Origin of the sequence: Actinomadura sp. RB99 (assembly GCF_014706005.1) — a bacterium.
Lineage (GTDB): Bacteria > Actinomycetota > Actinomycetes > Streptosporangiales > Streptosporangiaceae > Spirillospora.
Genome location: NZ_JABMCA010000100.1, coordinates 1 through 17,356, shown reverse-complemented (window position 1 = coordinate 17,356; position 17,356 = coordinate 1). Strand labels below are relative to the sequence as shown.

The window sequence follows — 17,356 nt, the reverse complement described above, 5'->3', positions numbered from 1 at the left end:
GGGGCGAACGGTGCTGCGGGCCGATGGGCGGGCGGGCGCCCGCCTCCGAGGATGAGCGGCATGCCGCACAAGCAACCGCCCCCGGTGCTCCAAGCCGAGGGCCTGACGAAGAAGTACGGCCGCCGCACGGCGCTCAGCGAGGTCGACCTGACCGTCCCGGCGGGACGCGTCATCGGCCTCGTCGGGCCGAACGGGGCCGGGAAGTCCACGCTGCTGCACCTGGCCTGCGGCCTGATCGAGCCCACGTCGGGGTCGCTGCGCGTGCTCGGATCCGCCCCGGCGGCCGGGCCGTCGCACCTGGCGCGGGTCGGGTTCGTCGCGCAGGACACCCCCGTGTACGGGTCGTTCACCGTCGCCGACCACCTGCGGATGGGCGCGAGGCTGAACCCGGGATGGGACGCCGCCCTCGCCGAGCGGCGCGTCGCCCAGGCCGGGCTGAACCCCGCCCAGCGGGCCGGCGGGCTGTCCGGCGGGCAGCGCGCGCAGCTCGCCCTCACGATCGCCGCCGCCAAGCGCCCCGACCTGCTGATCTTCGACGAGCCGGCCGCGGCGCTGGACCCGCTGGCGCGCGCCGGGTTCCTGCGGAACCTGCTGGAGTCCGCCGCCGAACTCGGCGCCGCCGCGGTGCTGTCGTCGCACCTGCTCGGCGACATCGAGCGCGTCTGCGACCACCTGGTGGTGCTGTGCGCCTCCCGCGTGCAGGTCGCCGGGGACGTCCGGGACGTGCTGGCCGCGCACCGCCGCCTGGTCGCGCCGCGCGGCGGGCTCGCCCGGCCGCCGGCCGGAGTCGAGATCGTCCACGCCGAGAGCGCGGGCGAGCGCGACACCGCGGTGGTGCGCGGCGATGCCGTCCCGCCGGAGCCGTACCGGGTCGAGCCCGTCTCGCTGGAGGACATCGTGCTCGCCTACATGACCAGGGCGTCCGCCACCACCGGGGAGGGCGCGCGATGATCTGGCTGACCTGGCGCCAGTTCCGCGTCCAGGCGCTCGTCGCCGCCGTCGCGCTGGCCGTGATCGCCGCTTACCTGGTGTACCTCGGCACCGATATCCGGGACGCCCACGGCGCCTACCGGGCCCGCTGCGCGAGCAGGCCCGCCGACTGCCCGCCCGCCCTCGCGCAGTTCCGCGGCGACTACGAGAGCACGCTGCTGTTCCTCGCCGCCGGGCTCCAGCTGATCCCTGTCGTCATCGGGACGTTCTGGGGCGCGCCGCTGATCGCGCGGGAGCTGGAGACGGGCACGCACCGGCTCGTGTGGAACCAGAGCGTGACCCGGCGCCGCTGGCTCGCCGTCAAGCTCGCGTTCCTCGCGCTGGCCGGCGCGGCGCTCACCGGCGCCGCCGCCGCGCTGCTCACCTGGGCGGCGCGCCCGTTCGATGAGGCGACCGAGGACCGCTTCTCCACCATCGTGTTCGGCGCCCGCGACATCGCTCCGATCGGCTACGCCGTCCTGGCGTTCACGCTCGGCACGGTCGTCGGGCTCCTCGTGCGCCGGACGCTGCCCGCGATGGCGGTCACGGGAGTCGCGTTCATCGTGCTCCAGTTCGTCTTCCCGAACATGGTGCGGCCCCACCTCCTCCCGCCCGAGAGGACCACCCTGCGGATGACCGCCCAGGCCATCAACGGGGCGCAGAACATGGGGAGCATCACCGGCGGCGCCGTCGTCCACGGCCTCGCCGTCCCCGGCTCCCCCGGCGCCTGGGTGAGCGACATCAGCCCGTTCCGCACGGCGGACGGCCGGACGCTCAGCGGCGCGAAGTTCGACGAGTGCCTGAACAGCCCGCAGCGGACCGGCGCCGGCGGGAGGTTCGGCGACACCGCCGTCTGCCTCGCCCGGATGAACCTGCACGTCGACGTCGCCTACCAGCCGAAGAGCCGCTACTGGGCGTTCCAGGGCCTGGAGACCGCCGCGTACCTCCTGCTCGCCGGAGTCCTCACGGTGTTCGGGCTCTGGCGCGTGCGGCACCGGGTGAGCTGAGGTTCAGACGAGGCTCGCGCGGGGCGCGCGCAGGCGGCCCTCGCTGTAGTCCTCCACGAGGTGGCGGACGGTCTCCATGGCGTCCTGCTTGTTGGTCCCGATGAAGCCGGTCGGGCCGCGCTTGATCCAGCCGGTGGCGTAGACGCCGGGCAGGACGGCGCCGCCCGGCTCGGCGAGGACGCGGCCGCCCGCGTTCGGGATGACCGCGCGGGCCTCGTCGAACGGGACGCCGGGGACGGCGGTGCCGCGGTAGCCGATCGAGCTGAGCACCAGGCCGGCGTCGAGCGTCTCGCGCTCGCCGGTGGGCTCGACCCGGTCGCCGGAGCCGGGGACGTAGGCGTTGCGGACCAGCTCGACGCCTTGGACGCGGTCGTCGCCGACGATCGCGAGCGGCGACGCCAGGTACCGCAGGACGATCCGCTTCCCGTTCCCCGTCGCGGGCCGTTCCGCCAGCTCGCGCAGCAGCCGGAGCTTCTGCGCGGCGGCGTGGCCGAGAGCGCCGGTGCCGGTGTCGGGGCCGGTGTCGGGGCCGGTGTCGAGGCCGGTGTCGAGGTCGGCGGAGTCGAGCACCAGGTCGATGCCCGTCAGCTGCATGAGCCCGACCAGTTCCGGGAGCGTGAAGGCCGAGTGCGCGACGCCCCGCCGGGCGACGATGACGACCTCCTGGACGCGGCCGTCCCGCAGCGCCTCCAGGGCGCGGGGCGCGATGCTCGTGCCGGCCAGGTGCTCGGGGTCGGCGGTCAGGATGCGGGCGACATCGAGCGCGACATTGCCGTTGCCGACGATGACCGCCCGCTCGTGCGACAGGTCGAACCGGCGGCCGGCGTGGTCGGGGTGGCCGTTGTACCAGGCGACGAACTCGGTGGCCGTCGCGGTGCCCGGCAGGTCGCGGCCCGGGACGTCCAGGCGCCGGTCCGCGGACGCCCCGACCGCGTAGACCACCGCGTGGTGCCGGTCGAGGAGGTCCTGGTGCGTCACGTCGCGGCCGACCTGCGTGCCGTGGACGATCCGGATCCCGTCCTGCGCCGCGATCCGGTCGAACAGGTCGCCGACCTGGCGGGTCCGCACGTGGTCGGGGGCGACGCCGGTGCGCGCCAGCCCGTACGGGACGGACAGCCGCTCGTACATCGTGACCCGCGCGCCGGGGACGGTGAGCAGCTCGTCCGCCGCGTACATCGCCGCCGGGCCCGTCCCCACGATCGCCACGTCGAGCGGCTCCCGGCCCGCGGACACCGTGAGCGGCGGGACGTGCGGCGCCAGCAGCGGCCGCACCCGGCCGTCCCGGTAGAACGCCTCGTTGATCGACGCGAACGGCTCCTGCGACTCCGGCAGCCGGTCGTGCGGGACGATCGCGTCGACCGGGCACGCGGTCACGCAGGCGCCGCAGTCGACGCAGGCGACCGGGTCGATGTAGAGCATGTCGGACGTGAGGAAGTCCGGCTCGTCCGGGGTGGGATGGATGCAGTTCACCGGGCAGGCGTACACGCAGGACGCGTCGCCGCAGCAGGACTGCGTGACCACGTGGGGCATGGCTGGGGGTGCTTCCTAACGGGTCAGGCGGCGTGGGCCCGGCGGTGCGGCTCGCCGCGGTAGCGGGACGGCTCGCCGTCGATGCCGCAGGCCTTCCACACCTTCCGTGCGGCCGGGTTCATCAGGCCGAGCTCCTCGGCGAGCATCCGGACGTCGCCGAAGTAGCCGCGCAGGATGGCCTTGGACTCCGGGCGCTGCCAGAACGCCTCGCGCATCACCTTGCGGGGGATGCCGAACTCCTTGGCGAACCGCCGCGGCGGCGCCATGATCGCGCCGGCCAGCCAGCGCATGACCAGCGGGTAGGCGATGGAGGTGACGCCCTTGCCGGCCTTGGTCTGCCGGGCCACGTGCTCGTTGAGGAAGCGGTGCGCGAACGAGATGTGCCGCGCCTCCTCGGCGATGTGGATCTCCATGGTGCGCAGCAGCGCGGGCGGGCGGGCGGCGCCGTCCCGGATGACGTCCTTCTGGAAGTGGTCGATGGGCTCCTCGCCCGCCAGGATGCCGATGAAGAAGATGACCGGCGCGTAGGCGGCCAGGTGCCAGAGCGAGGAGGTCGCCCGGTAGGGCGCCTTCATCCCGGGCACGTCCACGCCGGTGCGGTTGACCAGCTCCTGGAACATCTGGATGTGGTTGCACTCCTCCGACATCTCGTGGAGGCAGTACCGGAACTCCGGGGAGCCGTTCGGGAGCCTCATCGCGTACTGCATCATCCCGCGGATGAGGACGCTCTCGAAGACGAGGCCGACCTTCTGCATGTTCGCGGTCCGCCAGAGCCCGATCGCGATCCTCTTCTCCTCGGGCTGCGCCTTGTACCAGGGGTGCGCGCCGAGCGGGTCGCAGTCGGGCAGGATCCAGCGCGGGTCCGAGGCGTCGATGGCGAAGTCCGGGGAGTCCCAGTCGATGTCCAGGTACGGGTCGAACCGGCGGTGGACGGATCCGTTGGAGAGGGTCCGCAGGAACTCGCGGTACTCGGTCACCTGTGCCATCGGGGACCTCCTAGATCGTTTACACTTCCTATAGGAACTGTAAACAGTGGTCGCTTACCGGGTCAATGGGCGGGGACTGTGGGCCCGGCCATAGAATCGGGCCCATGCCGAGGCAGGACGGGGACATCCACGCCCGCATCCTCGACGCCGCCGCCGCGTGCCTGACCGAGGGCGGGTTCTCCTCCACCCGGCTGCTGTCGGCGATCGCGCGCCGGGCCGGGCTGTCGCGCCCGACGCTGTACAAGTACGGCGGCAGCCTCGACGAGATCAAGGACGCGCTGATCGAGCGCGAGCTCACCGCCTACCTCGCCGAGGCCGCGCCGATCATCGACGCCGCCCGCTGGGACGCCGACTACGTGTCGGACCTGCTGGCCTTCCTCGTCGGCCGGGCCCGCCGGCACCCGCTGCTGTCCGCCGCCGTCCGGGACGTCCCCGACATGGTGCTGCCGTGGTTCACGATCCGCGCGGACCTCACCGTCGCCCGCGTCACGGCCCTCGCGGCCCCGGTCGTGCAGGAGAAGATCGACCGGGGCGAGTTCCCGCCGGTCGACGTGCCGGTGCTCATCGACGTGCTGACCCGGATCGTGCTGTCGCTGGTCTTCGTGAACAGCGCCGGCGTCGACGCCGACGACCCGGAGGACCTGCGGCGCTACCTGCGCACCGTCACGGGGTTCATCTCGCTGCTGCCCGGACGCGGCGAGGGCGCGGCCCCGGCGGCGTCCGCCCGCTGACCGGCCTCCGCCGGCCGGGCCGGGCCCGCCGGACCGGGGACGTCCAGCGGCTGCGCGTCGATCACGGGCTGCGCGGCGGCCGCGACGGCGGTGGCGGCGCGGACGAACGCCGCGACGGCGGGCGAGCGGCAGTCCTGCGGCCAGACGACGGAGAACTCCGTCGGCGGCAGGTCGCCGACGGCCCGGTAGGCGATGCCGGGACGCGCGTGCCGCCGCGCGATCGACACCGGCACGAACCAGATGACGCCGCCGAGCTCCACGAGGCTGAACAGCTCCGTCAGGTCGCGGACGGGGCGCCGGCTCTCGGCGAAGGACCCCCGCGCTGCGGGCCGCCCCGGCCCGCCGTCGCCGCCGTCCGGGCCGGGCGGCAGGCCGCCGAGCTCGGCGGGCCTGCCGTCGGGCAGCACCCGGCCGGCGAAGTCGGACAGGGAAAGCGAGGAGCGGGCGGCGAGCGGGTCGGACGCGGCCAGCGCGACCAGCCGGGGCTCGGTCAGCAGCGGCTCGACGTCCAGGCCGCGGTCGTCGGTCAGCTCGGGCAGGACCGCGACGTCCGCGCGGCCGTCGCGCAGCGCGGCCTCCTGGTCGCCCCGGCCGCCGAGCACCAGTTCCACCGGGATCGCCTCGGGCTCCTGCCGGTAGGCGGCAAGGAACTGCGGCAGCAGCCCGGCGTCGAAGTCGGCCTTGAGCGCGAGCCGCAGCTCCGGCGCGGGCCGTCCGGCGTGCACGGCCCGGCGGGCGGCGGCGGTGATCGCCTCCAGCGCGGTGCGCGCGTCCCGCAGCAGCACCTCGCCGGCGGGGGTCAGCGCGACCTGGCGGGTGGTGCGCTCGAACAACCGCACGCCGAGCCCGCGTTCGAGCTCGCGGATCGCCCGGGACAGCGGCGGCTGCGCCATGCCCAGCCGCTCGGCGGCCCGCCCGAAGTTCAGCTCCTCGGCGACGGCCACGAAGTACCTGAGCTGCCGCGACTCCAGGTCATTCATATCCCCAGGGTATCAATGCGGACCGGATCGATCCTTCAGGTCCGCGGCGGCGGTGGCTTGACTGGTCGATGCCGGCGCCGTTCCGGCGCCCGCGCTCCCCTTGTCCGTGTCTGGAGACTTCAATGATCGTCATCACCACGCCCACCGGCAGGATCGGCCGCCGGGTCGTCGACGGCGCGCTCGCCGCCGGGGCACCGGTCCGCGTGATCGTTCGGGACGCGTCCCGGCTGCCCGACCGCGTGCGCGAGCGCGCGGAGGTGGTCGAAGGGTCGCACGGCGACCCCGACGTCGTGGCCAAGGCGTTCGCGGGCGCCGACGCCGTCTTCTGGCTCGCGCCGCCGGACCACCGGGCCGAGAGCCTCGACGACGTCTACTCCCGCTTCGCCGGCCCGGCCTGCGAGGCGTTCCGGAGCCAGGGCGTCCAGCGGGTCGTCTGCGTCTCCGCCCTGGGCCGCGGAGTGCTCCCCGAGGCCGGCCACGTCACGGCGACGCTGAAGATGGACGACCTCATCGCGAGCACCGGCGTGCACTTCCGGGCGCTGACGCTGCCGACCTTCATGGACAACATGCTCGGCCAGGTGGAGAGCATCAAGAACGACGGCGTCTTCTACTCGGCGATCTCCGGGGACCGCAAGCTGCCGACGTGCGCCTGCCGCGACATCGCCGACGCCGCCCTGAAGCTGCTGCTCGACCCGTCGTGGACGGGGCGCGGCGACGTCCCGGTGCTCGGCCCGGAGGACCTGTCGAACGACGACCTGGCGCGGATCATGTCCGAGGTGCTCGGGCGGCCCGTCCGCCATCAGCGGATCTCCGTCGAGGCCTTCAAGGAGAGCATGCTCGCGCGCGGGGTGTCCGAGGCGAACGCCCAGGGACTGGTCGAGATGGCCGTGGCCAAGGAGAACGGCCTGGACAGTGCCGAGCCGCGCACTCCCGAGTCCACCTCGCCCACCACCTTCCGCGAGTGGTGCGAGCAGGAGCTGAAGCCGGCCGTCCTCGGCTGAGCCGCGGACGCGACGCGGGCCGGGCGCCGTGTGCGCGGTGCCCGGCCCGCCCGCGGCGGGACGCGGGGCGGCCGGTCAGGAGACCCGCGCCATCCGGCGGCGGGCCGCCCGGCCCATCCGCTCGGTCGGGCCGGCGTGCGCGCCCTCGCCCTTGCGGGCCGGAGCGCCCGGCGGCGGGACGCGGACCTCGATGCGCCCGTCCTGGACGCGCGCCTCGAAGCGGGGTTCCGGCGTGCTGGCCGGGCCGCGCACGACACCGCCGTCCGACAGCCGGAAGGTGCTGCCGTGCCAGGGGCACGTGACGCAGCCGTCCGCGACCGTGCCCTCGTCCAGCGGCCCGCCCAGGTGGGTGCACGTGGCCGACAGCGCGTAGATCTGCCGGTCCGCCCGGTAGAGCATGATCGGGACGCCGCCGACGTCCACCGTCCGGTGCTCGCTGTCGGGCAGTTCGTCCTCGCCGAGGACCGGCGTCCAGTCCTGCGGCCCCTGCTGCCAGGCGGTGCGGTTGACGTTGACGCCCATCACGAAGGACAGGTGGCCGCCGAGGTAGGCGCTGAACCCCAGCACCCCGAAGCCGGCGAGCCCGAGGGCCTTGCCGGCGCGGCGGTCCCCGCGGGCCCGCATGGCGATGGACGCCCCGTACAGGGCCAGTGCCATGGTGTTGGCCGCGGCGTGGACCATGCCCACCCGCCGTTCGGCTCCGAGGGTGTCGGACCAGTCGTTCAACCCGGACATCGCGGTCGGCACGGCGGCGGCCACTCCCGTGATCGCCAGCAGGTCGGCGGCGGGTTCGGCGTCGGGTCCCCCGGCGACGTCCAGCAGCGAGGACATGCTCCAGGCGCCGATCGCCACGTCGGTGAGCGGCGGATGCAGCGGATGGCCGAGGTAGGTCCCGCTGAGCAGGTTGCGGACGATCCGCGGCTGTACCACGCGCCGGACCGCGGAGCTCAGCGGCCCGGCGACCTTGTCCAGCACCTCCGCCTGCTCCAGTCGGCGCACCATTCTGTGCGGCATGCTCATCACTGCCTCCCCAAGGCCCGAGAGAACGGTCACGTCCCGCGATCGCACGACGTCGCTCGTCCGCTCCTTATCCGCCCTGCGGGATGCAAAACGCGGGGCGGCCGCAGCCCGGAGGCCGGCGCCCGCCGTCAGGGCCCGCTGCGGCGGACCACGCGGACGAAGCGGACGTCCAGGTCGTCGCCCGCGCCGGTGGCGAGGCGGAAGTCGGTGCCGCCGCGCAGGCGTCCGGCGAACACCGGACGGGGCAGCCGCACCGTCGCGGTCTTCCACGCGCCGTCGCCCGAGCGCCGGACGCGCGGCGACCGCCCGCCCTCGTACTCGATCCACCACGCGCCGCGGCCCGCGTCGCGGTAGGTCACCTTGACGTCCACCGCCCGGCGGTCGCGCCGGGCGCGGAACCGGCTGTCGACGTCGAAGTACATCGAGGTCTGGCCGTGCGCGCGGTCGGTGCGGAGCCCCTCGTAGGCGGTGCCGTTCTCCTCGGAGAGGACGTTGCGGTGGACGTCGGCCGTGGAGCGGCGCGGGGTGCCGTCCGGCCGGACGTCGCGCTGGACGAGCCAGCGTTCGAGGTTGCGCACCCATGGCCGGGTGCGCCACGCGCGGTTCCCGGTGAACGGCCCGGTCCCGTCCTTCCAGTAGGTGTCCTCCGCGTCGCGGAGCGCGGCCCAGGCGTCCGGGGAGTCGGACGCGGTCTTGCCGATGCTCAGCCGCACCCACCGCCATTGGGCCGGGTACTGCTTCATATAGGACGGGCCCGGCACCACGTACACCCAGTTCATCCGCAGTTGCAGCGCTTTCAGGTTCGCCTGGCGGACGGCGTAGTAGGGGTCGGCGGTGGTGTAGCCGCAGTCGTTGAAGCACTCGTTCTCGGTGGCGACGACGTGCCGTCCGTCGTGGACGGGCAGGCTCTCGTCCACCGTCATGTGCCCGTCGGGCTCTATGCGGCTGCCATAGGAGGGGGCCTCGCTGAGGTGGTAGTTGAACTCCTCGGTGATGCCCGTGCGGACGCCGAGGCCGGCGTCGACCGCCTGCCTGGCGAACTGGTCCGTCCTGCTCCCCCACGGACTCCAGGGGTAGTCCTCGCCGGTGAAGACGAGCTTGGTGCGGTACGGCCCGAACAGCGCGGCGAGGTCGTGCCAGGCATGCGAGTACCAGGACCGGTACTCATTGAAGGTCAGTCCCTGCTTGGCGGCGGCGCTGACGATGTCGTAGTCGAACTCCGCCCAGGTGAAGGCGCCGGGGACGTAGACGAACCGCAGCCGCGGATCGGCGCGCAGGCCCGACTCGACGAACAGCTTCTTGTAGAGGCCGAGGAGCCGCCCCCACACGCACTCGTTCCAGATGGGCAGATGGTATTGCCCCTCGTAGTCCGGGCCGATCGGTTCCACGCCGCACTCGTCGGCCACCCATCCCGGCGCCCATGACGAGCCGCTGGCGAAGACGCGCATCCAGAACGGCCGCTTCTGCGCGAGCTGCTCGCGCAGCGGCCGGAAGGTCAGGTCCTCGGCGGTGCCGGTGGTGTCGTCGCGCAGCCGTCCCGGCCCGCCGGGCTGGAGCTGCCGCCAGGTGAGGTCGAGGCCGCGCAGGTCGACGTGGTGCTCCGGGGCGGCCTGCTCGGAGAAGAACCCGCTGTTCGGCGAGGGGCGGACCCATCCGGGCAGCGTCCAGTCGTCGCCCGGCCGGACGCGGACGCTGCCGGTCACCGCGTCCGCCGGCACCGCGCCGGACAGCGCGAACAGGACCAGCAGGCCCGAGAGGACCGCCATCGCCCCCCTCATGCCGGCCTCGGCCCGGCCGCCGCCGTCGCCCCGCCCGGTGGCAGGGACGGTCCGCTCGGTTCCGCCATCATCGCCTCCCCCACCTGATCATTGTCGGTCGAACGCCCCCGCCAAGCGCGATCACGCATCTTCGCTGCAACATTGTGATCGATTGGCCGGGTTACCGACCAGCAACCCACGTAGAGGTCCCCGCGATCCCTTGCTCGTTGAGCGATTGTGTTCTAAAGTGCCGCGCATCCTGCACAATCGAGCACGAGCATCTGGAGGCGATCATGAGGCAGCCGAGCGGTCGCCGGATCACCGCGCTGGTCACCGGGGTCGCCTTGGTGGCCGGCCTCTCCTCGGCCTGCGGCTCGGGCGGCGGCGGCGACGCGAAGAAGATCACCTTCTGGCACGGGTACACCGACGTCCAGGCCGAGACGATCACCAAGCTCGTCGGCGAGTGGAACGGCGCCCATCCCGACCAGAAGGTCGAGCCGGTCTTCAGCAACAACGACAACACGCTGCAGAAGACCCTCGCGTCCTTCGTGTCCGGCAAGGCGCCCTCGGTCGCCTACCAGTACGGCTCGTCGATCACCGCGCTGACCGGCCGCCACCAGACCCAGGATCTCACCTCGCTGGTCAAGGGCGACCCGGCCGTCGACTGGAACGACTTCTTCCCCGCGGCCCGCCAGGGCGCCACCGTGGACGACAAGATCTACGGGATCCCCGCGCTGGTCGACAACCTCGGCCTCGTCTACAACAAGAAGATGTTCGACGCCGCGGGCCTGAAGTACCCGACGCCGGACTGGACCTGGGACGACTTCAGGAACGCCGCGAAGAAGCTGTCGGGGAACAACAAGTACGGCTGGGCCTACGTCAACGACGGGACCGAGGACACCGTCTGGCGCTTCCTCGCGCTCCTCTGGCAGGCCGGGGGCGACCTGCTCGACTCCGCGAACAAGAAGGCGGCCTTCGACTCCCCCGCCGGGCAGCAGGCCATGCAGCTGCTGCACGACATGTCCGTCACCGACAAGTCGGTCTACCTCGACACCGGCGACCAGCAGTACCTCAACCTGTTCAACTCCGGCCGGGTCGGCATGCTGTGGACCGGCCCGTGGGACCTCGGCCAGATCAACAAGGACGTCTCGTACGGCGTGCAGTACCTGCCCGGCAAGGCCACCCACGCCACGATCTCCGGCCCCGACTACTACATGCTCTTCGACAAGAAGGCGCAGAAGACCGCCTGGGCGTTCCTGAAGTGGCTGACCTCGCCGCAGATCCACCTGCGGTACGCCACGCAGACCGGTGACCTGCCGCTGCGCGCGTCCGAGGAGAAGCTGCCCGAGTACAAGGACTACCTGGCCAAGTACCCCGGCAACAAGGTGTTCATCGACAACCTCAGCCAGAACGTCACCAAGGCGCGTCCGAACATCAAGCAGTACCCGCAGATCTCGCAGGCCCTCGGCACCGCCGTGCAGGCGGTCCTGCTCGGCAAGAAGCAGCCGCAGGCCGCGCTCGCCGACGCCGCCAAGCAGGTCGACGACATCCTGGCGGGCTCCTGATGGCGTCCACCGCGCTGACCGCGCCCGCCGCCAAGGACCGGCGGCCGCGCCGGTCGCGGCGGCGGCTCGGCGAGCACCTGGCGGGCTGGGGGTTCGTCTCCCCGGCCATCCTGCTGATCGGGATCTTCGGCATGCTGCCGGTGCTGTGGTCGTTCTGGCTGTCCTTCCAGGACACGGACCTGACCTCCCCCGGCACGTTCGCGGGCGGCGCCAAGTACGCCGAGCTGGTCAAGGACCCGCTGATGTGGGACGCCGCCCGGCGGTCGGCGATCTACACGGTGCTGTTCGTGCCGCTGACGATGGTGCTGGCGCTGCCGATCGCGGTGCTGCTCAACCAGCGGATCCGCGGCATCACGCTGTACCGGATGGCGGTGTTCGTCCCGCTGGTGACCTCCACGGTCGCGACCGGGATCATCTTCAACTGGCTGCTGAACCCGCAGTTCGGCCCGGTCAACGCCGCGCTGTCCAAGGCGGGCCTGCCCAAGCAGGGCTTCTTCCAGGATCCGAACCAGGCGCTGTTCGCGCTGGTGGCGATGACGGTGTGGGGGTGGCTCGGCTTCGCCGTCATCATCTACCTGTCCGCGCTGCAGAGCGTCCCGAAGGACCTGATGGAGGCGGCGGCGCTGGACGGCTGCGGCCGGCTGAAGGCGTTCCGGCACGTGGAGCTGCCGCTGCTGGCGCCCGCGTCCGGCTTCCTCGTCGTCTGGCTGACGATCAACTCGCTGCAGCTGTTCGACGAGGTGTACGTGACGACCAAGGGCGGGCCGCTGCGCGCCACCACCGTCATCGTCTACCACCTGTACAACAAGGCGTTCGTGGACTTCGACGGCGGCTACGCGGCCGCGGTCGGCTGCACGCTGTTCCTGGTCATCCTGCTGGTGACCGTGGTGCAGCTCGCCATCACCCGCCGCGCCTCCTTCTACGAGGGCCGATGAGCATGACGACGATGAACGCCCCGGCCGCGCGCCGGTTCCGGCGGCCGAGCCCGCTGCACCTGATCCTGCTGCCGATCGCGCTGGTGATGGTGACGCCGCTGCTCTGGATGGTGCTGCTGTCGGTCTCCACCGAGGCCGAGACGCGGCGGTTCCCGCCCGGCCTGCCGTCGGGCATCGAGTGGCACAACTACACCGACGCGCTGCGGGACGCGCCGCTCGGGCACTGGCTCGGCAACAGCGCGATCGTGTCGGTCAGCTGCGTGGCCGGGAACCTCGTGTTCTGCTCGCTGGCGGGCTACGCGTTCGCCCGGATCCGGTTCCTCGGCAGCAAGGCGCTGTTCGTCGCGGTGCTGGCCACGCTGATGGTGCCGTTCCAGATCGTCATGCTGCCGACGCTGATCATGGTGCGGACGCTCGGCCTCACCGACACGCTCGGCGCGCTGATCGTGCCGAACCTGGCGACCGCGTTCGGGATCTTCCTGCTGCGGCAGTTCTTCATGACGGTGCCGCGGGAGCTGGAGGAGGCCGCGCGGATCGACGGCGCGAGCCGGCTGCGGATCCTGTTCCAGGTGATGCTCCCGCTGATGCGCCCGACGCTGGCGACGCTCGCGGTGCTGACGTTCCTGCAGACGTGGAACGACTTCCTGTGGCCGCTGATCGCGGTGCAGAGCCCGGAGCACATGACCGTCCAGCTCGGCCTGCAGACGTTCCAGGGCGCGCACACGACGAACTGGCCGCGGCTCATGGCCGGCACGGTGATCAGCCAGCTGCCGGTGTTCGTGCTGTTCTTCGTCGCGCAGCGGTTCTTCGTGCGGTCCGTGGCGACCGCGGGCCTGAAGTAGCCCCCCGGCGGGCGTCGAGGTGACCGGGGCCTCAGGCCACGGTCACCTCGACGCCCGCCGCCTGGATCCGGTCCAGCTCGGCGCGGTCCGCGCCGGCGTCGGTGATCAGCATGTCGACCTCGCCGATCGGGGCGATCCGGGAGAAGGCGCGGTGCCCGATCTTGGAGCCGTCGGCGAGCACCACCACCCGGCGGGTGGCCCGCATCAGGCAGTGGTCGGTGCGGGCCTCGATCTCGTCGTGGGTGCTGATGCCGGCCTCGGCGTCGATCCCGTCCACGCCGAGGAAGACCAGGTCCAGGCTGATGTCGGCGAGGGTGCGGTCGGCGATCGGCCCCACCAGCTCGTAGGACTCGGGGCGGACGCCGCCGCCGGTGACGACCAGGTCGATCGCGGGCCGCACGGACAGGTCGGCGGCGATGTTGAGGGCGTTGGTGACGACCTTGAGCGCGCGGCCGGTGGACAGCAGCCGGGCCAGCTCGGTGATCGTGGTGCCGCCGTTGAAGCCGACCGAGTGCACCGAGCCGTCGACCAGCCGCACCGCGGCCTGCGCGATGCGGCGCTTCTCCTCCTGGCTGCGGCCGCCGCGGTAGCGCATCGGCAGCTCGTAGATGACCTCGGCCGCCATCGCGCCGCCGTGCGTGCGCTTGAGGAGCTGCTGCTCCTCCAGGACCTGCAGGTCGCGGCGGATCGAGGCGGGCGAGGCCTGCAGCTCGGCCGACAGGTCGACCACGCTCACGGAGCCGTGCTCGGCGAGCCGTTCGAGGATGAGGGGAAGACGGTCCTGCTGACGCATCCGATCATTATAGAGTACATAGGATGCGCGAAAGTAGCCGTTTCAGCGGGAAATAATCACGCAATTTGCGCGAGTGCTTCGGCGAGGGTCGCCTGCCCGGCGGTGCCGCCGGCGGCGCGCGTGGACAGCGCGCCGCACACCGCGCCCAGCGCGAGCGCGTGGGCCAGGTCGCCGCGGTCGAGCCAGCCCGCGAGGAAGCCCGCGTCGAAGCTGTCGCCCGCGCCGACGGTGTCGACGGGGTCGGCGAGGGGCGCGCCGGCGCGCACGGCCGTCCCGTCCGTCAGCGCGACGGCGCCCTCGCCGCCGCGCTTGACGACCGGGACGCAGCCGGCGCCCGCCAGCGCGTCCAGCGCCTCCGGGAGCGCGGCACGGCCGCTCAGCGCGAGCGCCTCGGCCTCGTTGGGCAGCAGGAACGTGCACTCCGCGAGCAGCCCGGGCGCGAGTTCCCAGCGCCCGGACGGGTCGTCGTTGGTGTCCAGCGAGGTCGTCGCGCCGGACGCCCGGTGCCCGCGCAGCAGCGCGGGCAGCGCCCCGGCGAGGCGCGGCTGGAGGAAGTAGGACGCGGCGTGCACGTGCCGCGCCGCGACGTCCGGGACGTGCTCGGGCCCGAACTCGGCCAGGCATCCGGCCGCGGTGAGGATCGCCCGGTCGCCGCCGGGCCGGTTCAGGCACACGGTGAGCGCGGTCGGCAGCGTGTCGTGCCGGACGACGCGGGACACGTCCACACCGGCGGCGCTCAGCGCGTCGAGGACGAAGTCGCCGGCGGCGTCCCGGCCGACCAGCCCCGCGAACGCGGTCGCCAGGCCGAGCCGGGCGGCGCCGTGCGCGGCGATCGCCGCGGACCCGCCGAGCGCGAGCACGCCGCCCCCGACGAGCGTCTCCGCCTGGCCGTAGGGCGGGACGTCGGGGGCGCCGTGCACGAGGACGTCCGGGTTGGCGTCCCCGACGACCAGCAGGTCCAGCATCAGTTCCTCCGCAGCGCGGCGGGCAGCGCGTCGCCGTGCGCCGCGGTGAGCGCGTCGCACAGCTCGGCGATGCGCTCGACGGGCAGCGCGGCGGCGGTCGCCGGGTCGCACATCGCGGCGTGCCGCACGTGCGCCGGGTCGCCCTCGACGGCGGCGGCGACGGTCAACTCCACCACGTTGAGGAAGGCGCGGTTCAGCGCCGCGAGCTGCGGGGGCAGCGCGCCGACGTGGTGCGGGTGCACGCCCGTCCGGTCGAGCGTCGCCGGGACCTCGACGCCCGCGCCCATCGGCAGGTTGGTGATCAGGCCGGTGTTGGCGGTGGTCACCTGGATGGTGCGGCGCTCGCCGGTGGCGAGGCTGTGGATGACCTGCGGCGCGTACTCGGTGGCGTCCTCGTCCTCGCGCGGCGCCGGGTACTCGCCGCGCGCCAGGCAGTCGCGGACCCGCGCGTACTCGGCCAGGTTGCCCCCGCTGATCCGCACGTACTCGCCGACCGGGATGCGCAGCCGCTCGATCTCCGCCTCGTCCTTCAGGTACCAGGGGACGTACTCGGACGAGTGCTCGCTGGTCTCCGTCGGGTAGCGGCCGAAGCGCCGGTACATGTCGACGCGCACCCGCCGCCTCAGCTCGGGGTCGGCCTCGATGGCGGCGTCCAGCGCCGGGTACAGGTCGCGGCCGCGGTGCTCCCACTTCAGCACCCACGCCTGGTGGTTGACGCCCGCCGAGTGGAAGTCGACCTCCTCGTACGGCACGCCGACCAGCTCCGACAGGTCCCGGACGGTCCAGTACACCGAGTGGCACAGGCCGGCGGCCTTCACCTCCGGCGCGATCGCCGCGAGGTACTGCAGGTTCATCGCCATCGGGTTGGTGTAGTTCAGCAGCCACGCGTCCGGGCAGACGGCCTTGATGTCGGCGGCCAGGCCCTCCAGCAGCGGGAACGTGCGCAGTGCCCGGAAGATCCCGCCGATGCCGAGGGTGTCGCCGATGGTCTGCCGGACGCCGAACTCCGCGGCGACCTCGAAGTCCTTCACCGTCGCGGCGTGCCCGCCGACCGCGACCATGTTCACGACCACGTCGGCGCCCTCCAGCGCGCGGCGCCGGTCCAGGGACGCGGTGATGGCGGGCGCGGCGCCGTGCTCCTTCGCGGTAAGCCTCGCCAGGCCCTCGGCGACCTCCAGCCGCTCAGGGTCGATGTCGTGCAGCGCGAGCCGGACGCCGCCGAGCTCGGGGTAGGAGAGGATGTCGCGCAGCAGCTGGCGGGTGAACTCGACCGAGCCGGCGCCGACGAAGGCGATGTTCAGCATGCACGTTGTCCAATGCTCTCGGCGGAACGGGGCGCGATGACCTCCAGCAGGTGCGCGACCCGCTCCCGCATGGCGTCGCGGGCGGGCGCGAGGTAGCGGCGCGGGTCGACGCCCCGGTCCAGGTTCGCGCGGACCGCCCCGCTGAAGGCGATGTTGAGGGCCGTACCGATGTTGATCTTTGTCATTCCCTGACCGACGGCGCGGCGCAGCTCGTCGTCGGCGACCCCCGACGAGCCGTGCAGCACCAGCGGGACCGGCACCGCGTCGCGCAGCCGCGCGATCAGGCCGTGGTCGAGGACGGCGGTGCGCTCGGTCATCGCGTGCGAGCTGCCGACGGCGACCGCGAGGGCGTCGACGCCGGTCGCGGCGACGAACGCGGCGGCCTCGCCGGGGTCGGTGCGGACGCCCGGGGCGTGCGCGCCGTCCTTGCCGCCCACCTCGCCGAGCTCGGCCTCCAGCCAGAGGCCGCGCTCGTGGGCCCAGGCGGCGGCCGCCGCGGTGCGGGCCACGTTCTCCTCGTAGTCGTGCTCGGAGCCGTCGTACATCACCGAGCCGAACCCGTGGTCGGCGGCCTGGCGCATCAGGTCCTCGTCGGTCACGTGGTCCAGGTGCAGCGCGACGCGCGCCGCCGAGCCCTCCGCCACCGCGCGGGTGCCGGCGGCGATCGGCGCGAGCCGTCCGCCGTGGAAGCGCACCGCGTTCTGGCTGATCTGGCAGATGACCGGGCGGCCGGTCTCCTCGGCGGCCGCGGCGATCGCCTCGGCGTGCTCCAGCGTGATCACGTTGAACGCGGCGACGCCTTCGCCGGGCCGCACCAGCTCGGCCGTTCTCACCAGGGGCATGATGTCTCCCTCACCTTCGTGGCCCGGCGGTGCCGCCGGAGGACGTCGGGGTCGAACTCGCCGGCGGCGGGCGCGGCGACGGCGGCGGCCGCCAGCGCGGCGGCCTCGCCGAGCGCGGCCGGCCAGGGC

The 17,356-nt window shown here is 73.1% G+C and carries 16 protein-coding genes; 7 read left to right on the top strand and 9 right to left on the bottom strand.

Annotation, left to right across the window (positions count from 1 at the left end; all coding sequences use genetic code 11):
* The first annotated feature begins 60 nt into the window (after positions 1 to 60).
* Positions 61 to 951: an ABC transporter ATP-binding protein gene (locus amrb99_RS45155; protein WP_190868256.1), complete on the top strand. Its 891-nt coding sequence runs from the start codon at positions 61 to 63 to the stop codon at positions 949 to 951.
* Positions 948 to 1,976, top strand: a complete 1,029-nt coding sequence (locus tag amrb99_RS45150) for an ABC transporter permease subunit (RefSeq protein ID WP_190868255.1) — start codon at positions 948 to 950, stop codon at positions 1,974 to 1,976. The genes amrb99_RS45155 and amrb99_RS45150 overlap by 4 nt, the downstream gene beginning before the upstream one ends.
* A gap of 3 nt (positions 1,977 to 1,979) precedes the next feature.
* Here the strand turns inward: amrb99_RS45150 and amrb99_RS45145 are convergent, their stop codons facing one another.
* Positions 1,980 to 3,506, bottom strand: coding sequence for an FAD-dependent oxidoreductase (locus tag amrb99_RS45145; protein WP_190868254.1), 1,527 nt, complete (start codon positions 3,504 to 3,506; stop codon positions 1,980 to 1,982).
* Positions 3,507 to 3,529: 23 nt separating this feature from the next.
* Positions 3,530 to 4,492, bottom strand: coding sequence for a diiron oxygenase (locus amrb99_RS45140; RefSeq protein WP_190868253.1), 963 nt, complete (start codon positions 4,490 to 4,492; stop codon positions 3,530 to 3,532).
* Positions 4,493 to 4,596: 104 nt separating this feature from the next.
* Between amrb99_RS45140 and amrb99_RS45135 the strand changes: the two genes are divergently transcribed.
* Complete coding sequence (locus amrb99_RS45135; protein WP_241756541.1) at positions 4,597 to 5,223, top strand: TetR/AcrR family transcriptional regulator; 627 nt, start codon at positions 4,597 to 4,599, stop codon at positions 5,221 to 5,223.
* Here the strand turns inward: amrb99_RS45135 and amrb99_RS45130 are convergent.
* Positions 5,142 to 6,203, bottom strand: coding sequence for a LysR family transcriptional regulator (locus amrb99_RS45130; RefSeq protein WP_206700362.1), 1,062 nt, complete (start codon positions 6,201 to 6,203; stop codon positions 5,142 to 5,144). The two genes, amrb99_RS45135 and amrb99_RS45130, sit on opposite strands and share 82 nt — an antisense overlap.
* Before the next feature lie 122 nt (positions 6,204 to 6,325).
* Here amrb99_RS45130 and amrb99_RS45125 point away from each other — a divergent pair, with 122 nt between their 5' ends.
* The gene (locus amrb99_RS45125; protein ID WP_190868251.1) at positions 6,326 to 7,204 is read left to right on the top strand and encodes an NAD(P)H-binding protein; all 879 of its coding nucleotides are present in this window, start codon (positions 6,326 to 6,328) and stop codon (positions 7,202 to 7,204) included.
* A gap of 75 nt (positions 7,205 to 7,279) precedes the next feature.
* Here the strand turns inward: amrb99_RS45125 and amrb99_RS45120 are convergent, their stop codons facing one another.
* Both amrb99_RS45120 and amrb99_RS45115 read right to left on the bottom strand, forming a co-directional pair.
* On the bottom strand, positions 7,280 to 8,224 hold the full coding sequence (locus amrb99_RS45120; protein ID WP_190868250.1) for a Rieske 2Fe-2S domain-containing protein: 945 nt from the start codon (positions 8,222 to 8,224) through the stop codon (positions 7,280 to 7,282).
* A gap of 128 nt (positions 8,225 to 8,352) precedes the next feature.
* Complete coding sequence (locus amrb99_RS45115) at positions 8,353 to 9,990, bottom strand: hypothetical protein (protein WP_190868249.1); 1,638 nt, start codon at positions 9,988 to 9,990, stop codon at positions 8,353 to 8,355.
* A gap of 284 nt (positions 9,991 to 10,274) precedes the next feature.
* On the opposite strand from amrb99_RS45115, the gene amrb99_RS45110 reads away from it, so the two are divergent.
* The 3 genes from amrb99_RS45110 to amrb99_RS45100 are packed head-to-tail and all read left to right on the top strand — an operon-like array spanning position 10,275 to position 13,323.
* Positions 10,275 to 11,546: an ABC transporter substrate-binding protein gene (locus tag amrb99_RS45110; protein WP_190868248.1), complete on the top strand. Its 1,272-nt coding sequence runs from the start codon at positions 10,275 to 10,277 to the stop codon at positions 11,544 to 11,546.
* The gene (locus amrb99_RS45105; protein WP_190868247.1) at positions 11,546 to 12,481 is read left to right on the top strand and encodes a sugar ABC transporter permease; all 936 of its coding nucleotides are present in this window, start codon (positions 11,546 to 11,548) and stop codon (positions 12,479 to 12,481) included. The genes amrb99_RS45110 and amrb99_RS45105 overlap by 1 nt, the downstream gene beginning before the upstream one ends.
* Entirely contained in the window at positions 12,478 to 13,323 is an 846-nt protein-coding gene (locus amrb99_RS45100) for a carbohydrate ABC transporter permease (protein ID WP_206700361.1), read from the top strand. Before amrb99_RS45105 ends, amrb99_RS45100 begins: the two co-directional genes overlap by 4 nt.
* 31 nt (positions 13,324 to 13,354) lie before the next feature.
* Here amrb99_RS45100 and amrb99_RS45095 read toward each other — a convergent pair whose 3' ends face one another.
* The 4 genes from amrb99_RS45095 to amrb99_RS45080 are packed head-to-tail and all read right to left on the bottom strand — an operon-like array spanning position 13,355 to position 17,227.
* The gene (locus tag amrb99_RS45095) at positions 13,355 to 14,116 is read right to left on the bottom strand and encodes a DeoR/GlpR family DNA-binding transcription regulator (protein WP_190868246.1); all 762 of its coding nucleotides are present in this window, start codon (positions 14,114 to 14,116) and stop codon (positions 13,355 to 13,357) included.
* A 56-nt stretch (positions 14,117 to 14,172) separates the two neighbouring features.
* A complete protein-coding gene (locus amrb99_RS45090) occupies positions 14,173 to 15,081 on the bottom strand; it encodes a carbohydrate kinase family protein (RefSeq protein WP_190868245.1) in 909 nt (302 codons plus the stop codon).
* Positions 15,081 to 16,385, bottom strand: coding sequence for an alpha-glucosidase/alpha-galactosidase (locus amrb99_RS45085; RefSeq protein WP_190868244.1), 1,305 nt, complete (start codon positions 16,383 to 16,385; stop codon positions 15,081 to 15,083). The genes amrb99_RS45090 and amrb99_RS45085 overlap by 1 nt, the downstream gene beginning before the upstream one ends.
* The gene (locus tag amrb99_RS45080; protein ID WP_190868243.1) at positions 16,379 to 17,227 is read right to left on the bottom strand and encodes a class II fructose-bisphosphate aldolase; all 849 of its coding nucleotides are present in this window, start codon (positions 17,225 to 17,227) and stop codon (positions 16,379 to 16,381) included. Before amrb99_RS45080 ends, amrb99_RS45085 begins: the two co-directional genes overlap by 7 nt.
* Positions 17,228 to 17,356 lie beyond the last annotated feature (129 nt).

Coding starts and splice junctions, on each gene's coding strand:
- amrb99_RS45090 (WP_190868245.1), bottom strand. CDS start 15,081: ATGCTGGACCTGCTGGTCGTCGGGGACGCCAACCCGGACGTCCTCGTG.
- amrb99_RS45080 (WP_190868243.1), bottom strand. CDS start 17,227: ATGCCCCTGGTGAGAACGGCCGAGCTGGTGCGGCCCGGCGAAGGCGTC.
- amrb99_RS45110 (WP_190868248.1), top strand. CDS start 10,275: ATGAGGCAGCCGAGCGGTCGCCGGATCACCGCGCTGGTCACCGGGGTC.
- amrb99_RS45095 (WP_190868246.1), bottom strand. CDS start 14,116: ATGCGTCAGCAGGACCGTCTTCCCCTCATCCTCGAACGGCTCGCCGAG.
- amrb99_RS45115 (WP_190868249.1), bottom strand. CDS start 9,990: ATGGCGGTCCTCTCGGGCCTGCTGGTCCTGTTCGCGCTGTCCGGCGCG.
- amrb99_RS45120 (WP_190868250.1), bottom strand. CDS start 8,224: ATGAGCATGCCGCACAGAATGGTGCGCCGACTGGAGCAGGCGGAGGTG.
- amrb99_RS45150 (WP_190868255.1), top strand. CDS start 948: ATGATCTGGCTGACCTGGCGCCAGTTCCGCGTCCAGGCGCTCGTCGCC.
- amrb99_RS45105 (WP_190868247.1), top strand. CDS start 11,546: ATGGCGTCCACCGCGCTGACCGCGCCCGCCGCCAAGGACCGGCGGCCG.
- amrb99_RS45145 (WP_190868254.1), bottom strand. CDS start 3,506: ATGCCCCACGTGGTCACGCAGTCCTGCTGCGGCGACGCGTCCTGCGTG.
- amrb99_RS45130 (WP_206700362.1), bottom strand. CDS start 6,203: ATGAATGACCTGGAGTCGCGGCAGCTCAGGTACTTCGTGGCCGTCGCC.
- amrb99_RS45085 (WP_190868244.1), bottom strand. CDS start 16,385: ATGCTGAACATCGCCTTCGTCGGCGCCGGCTCGGTCGAGTTCACCCGC.
- amrb99_RS45140 (WP_190868253.1), bottom strand. CDS start 4,492: ATGGCACAGGTGACCGAGTACCGCGAGTTCCTGCGGACCCTCTCCAAC.
- amrb99_RS45125 (WP_190868251.1), top strand. CDS start 6,326: ATGATCGTCATCACCACGCCCACCGGCAGGATCGGCCGCCGGGTCGTC.
- amrb99_RS45135 (WP_241756541.1), top strand. CDS start 4,597: ATGCCGAGGCAGGACGGGGACATCCACGCCCGCATCCTCGACGCCGCC.
- amrb99_RS45155 (WP_190868256.1), top strand. CDS start 61: ATGCCGCACAAGCAACCGCCCCCGGTGCTCCAAGCCGAGGGCCTGACG.
- amrb99_RS45100 (WP_206700361.1), top strand. CDS start 12,478: ATGAGCATGACGACGATGAACGCCCCGGCCGCGCGCCGGTTCCGGCGG.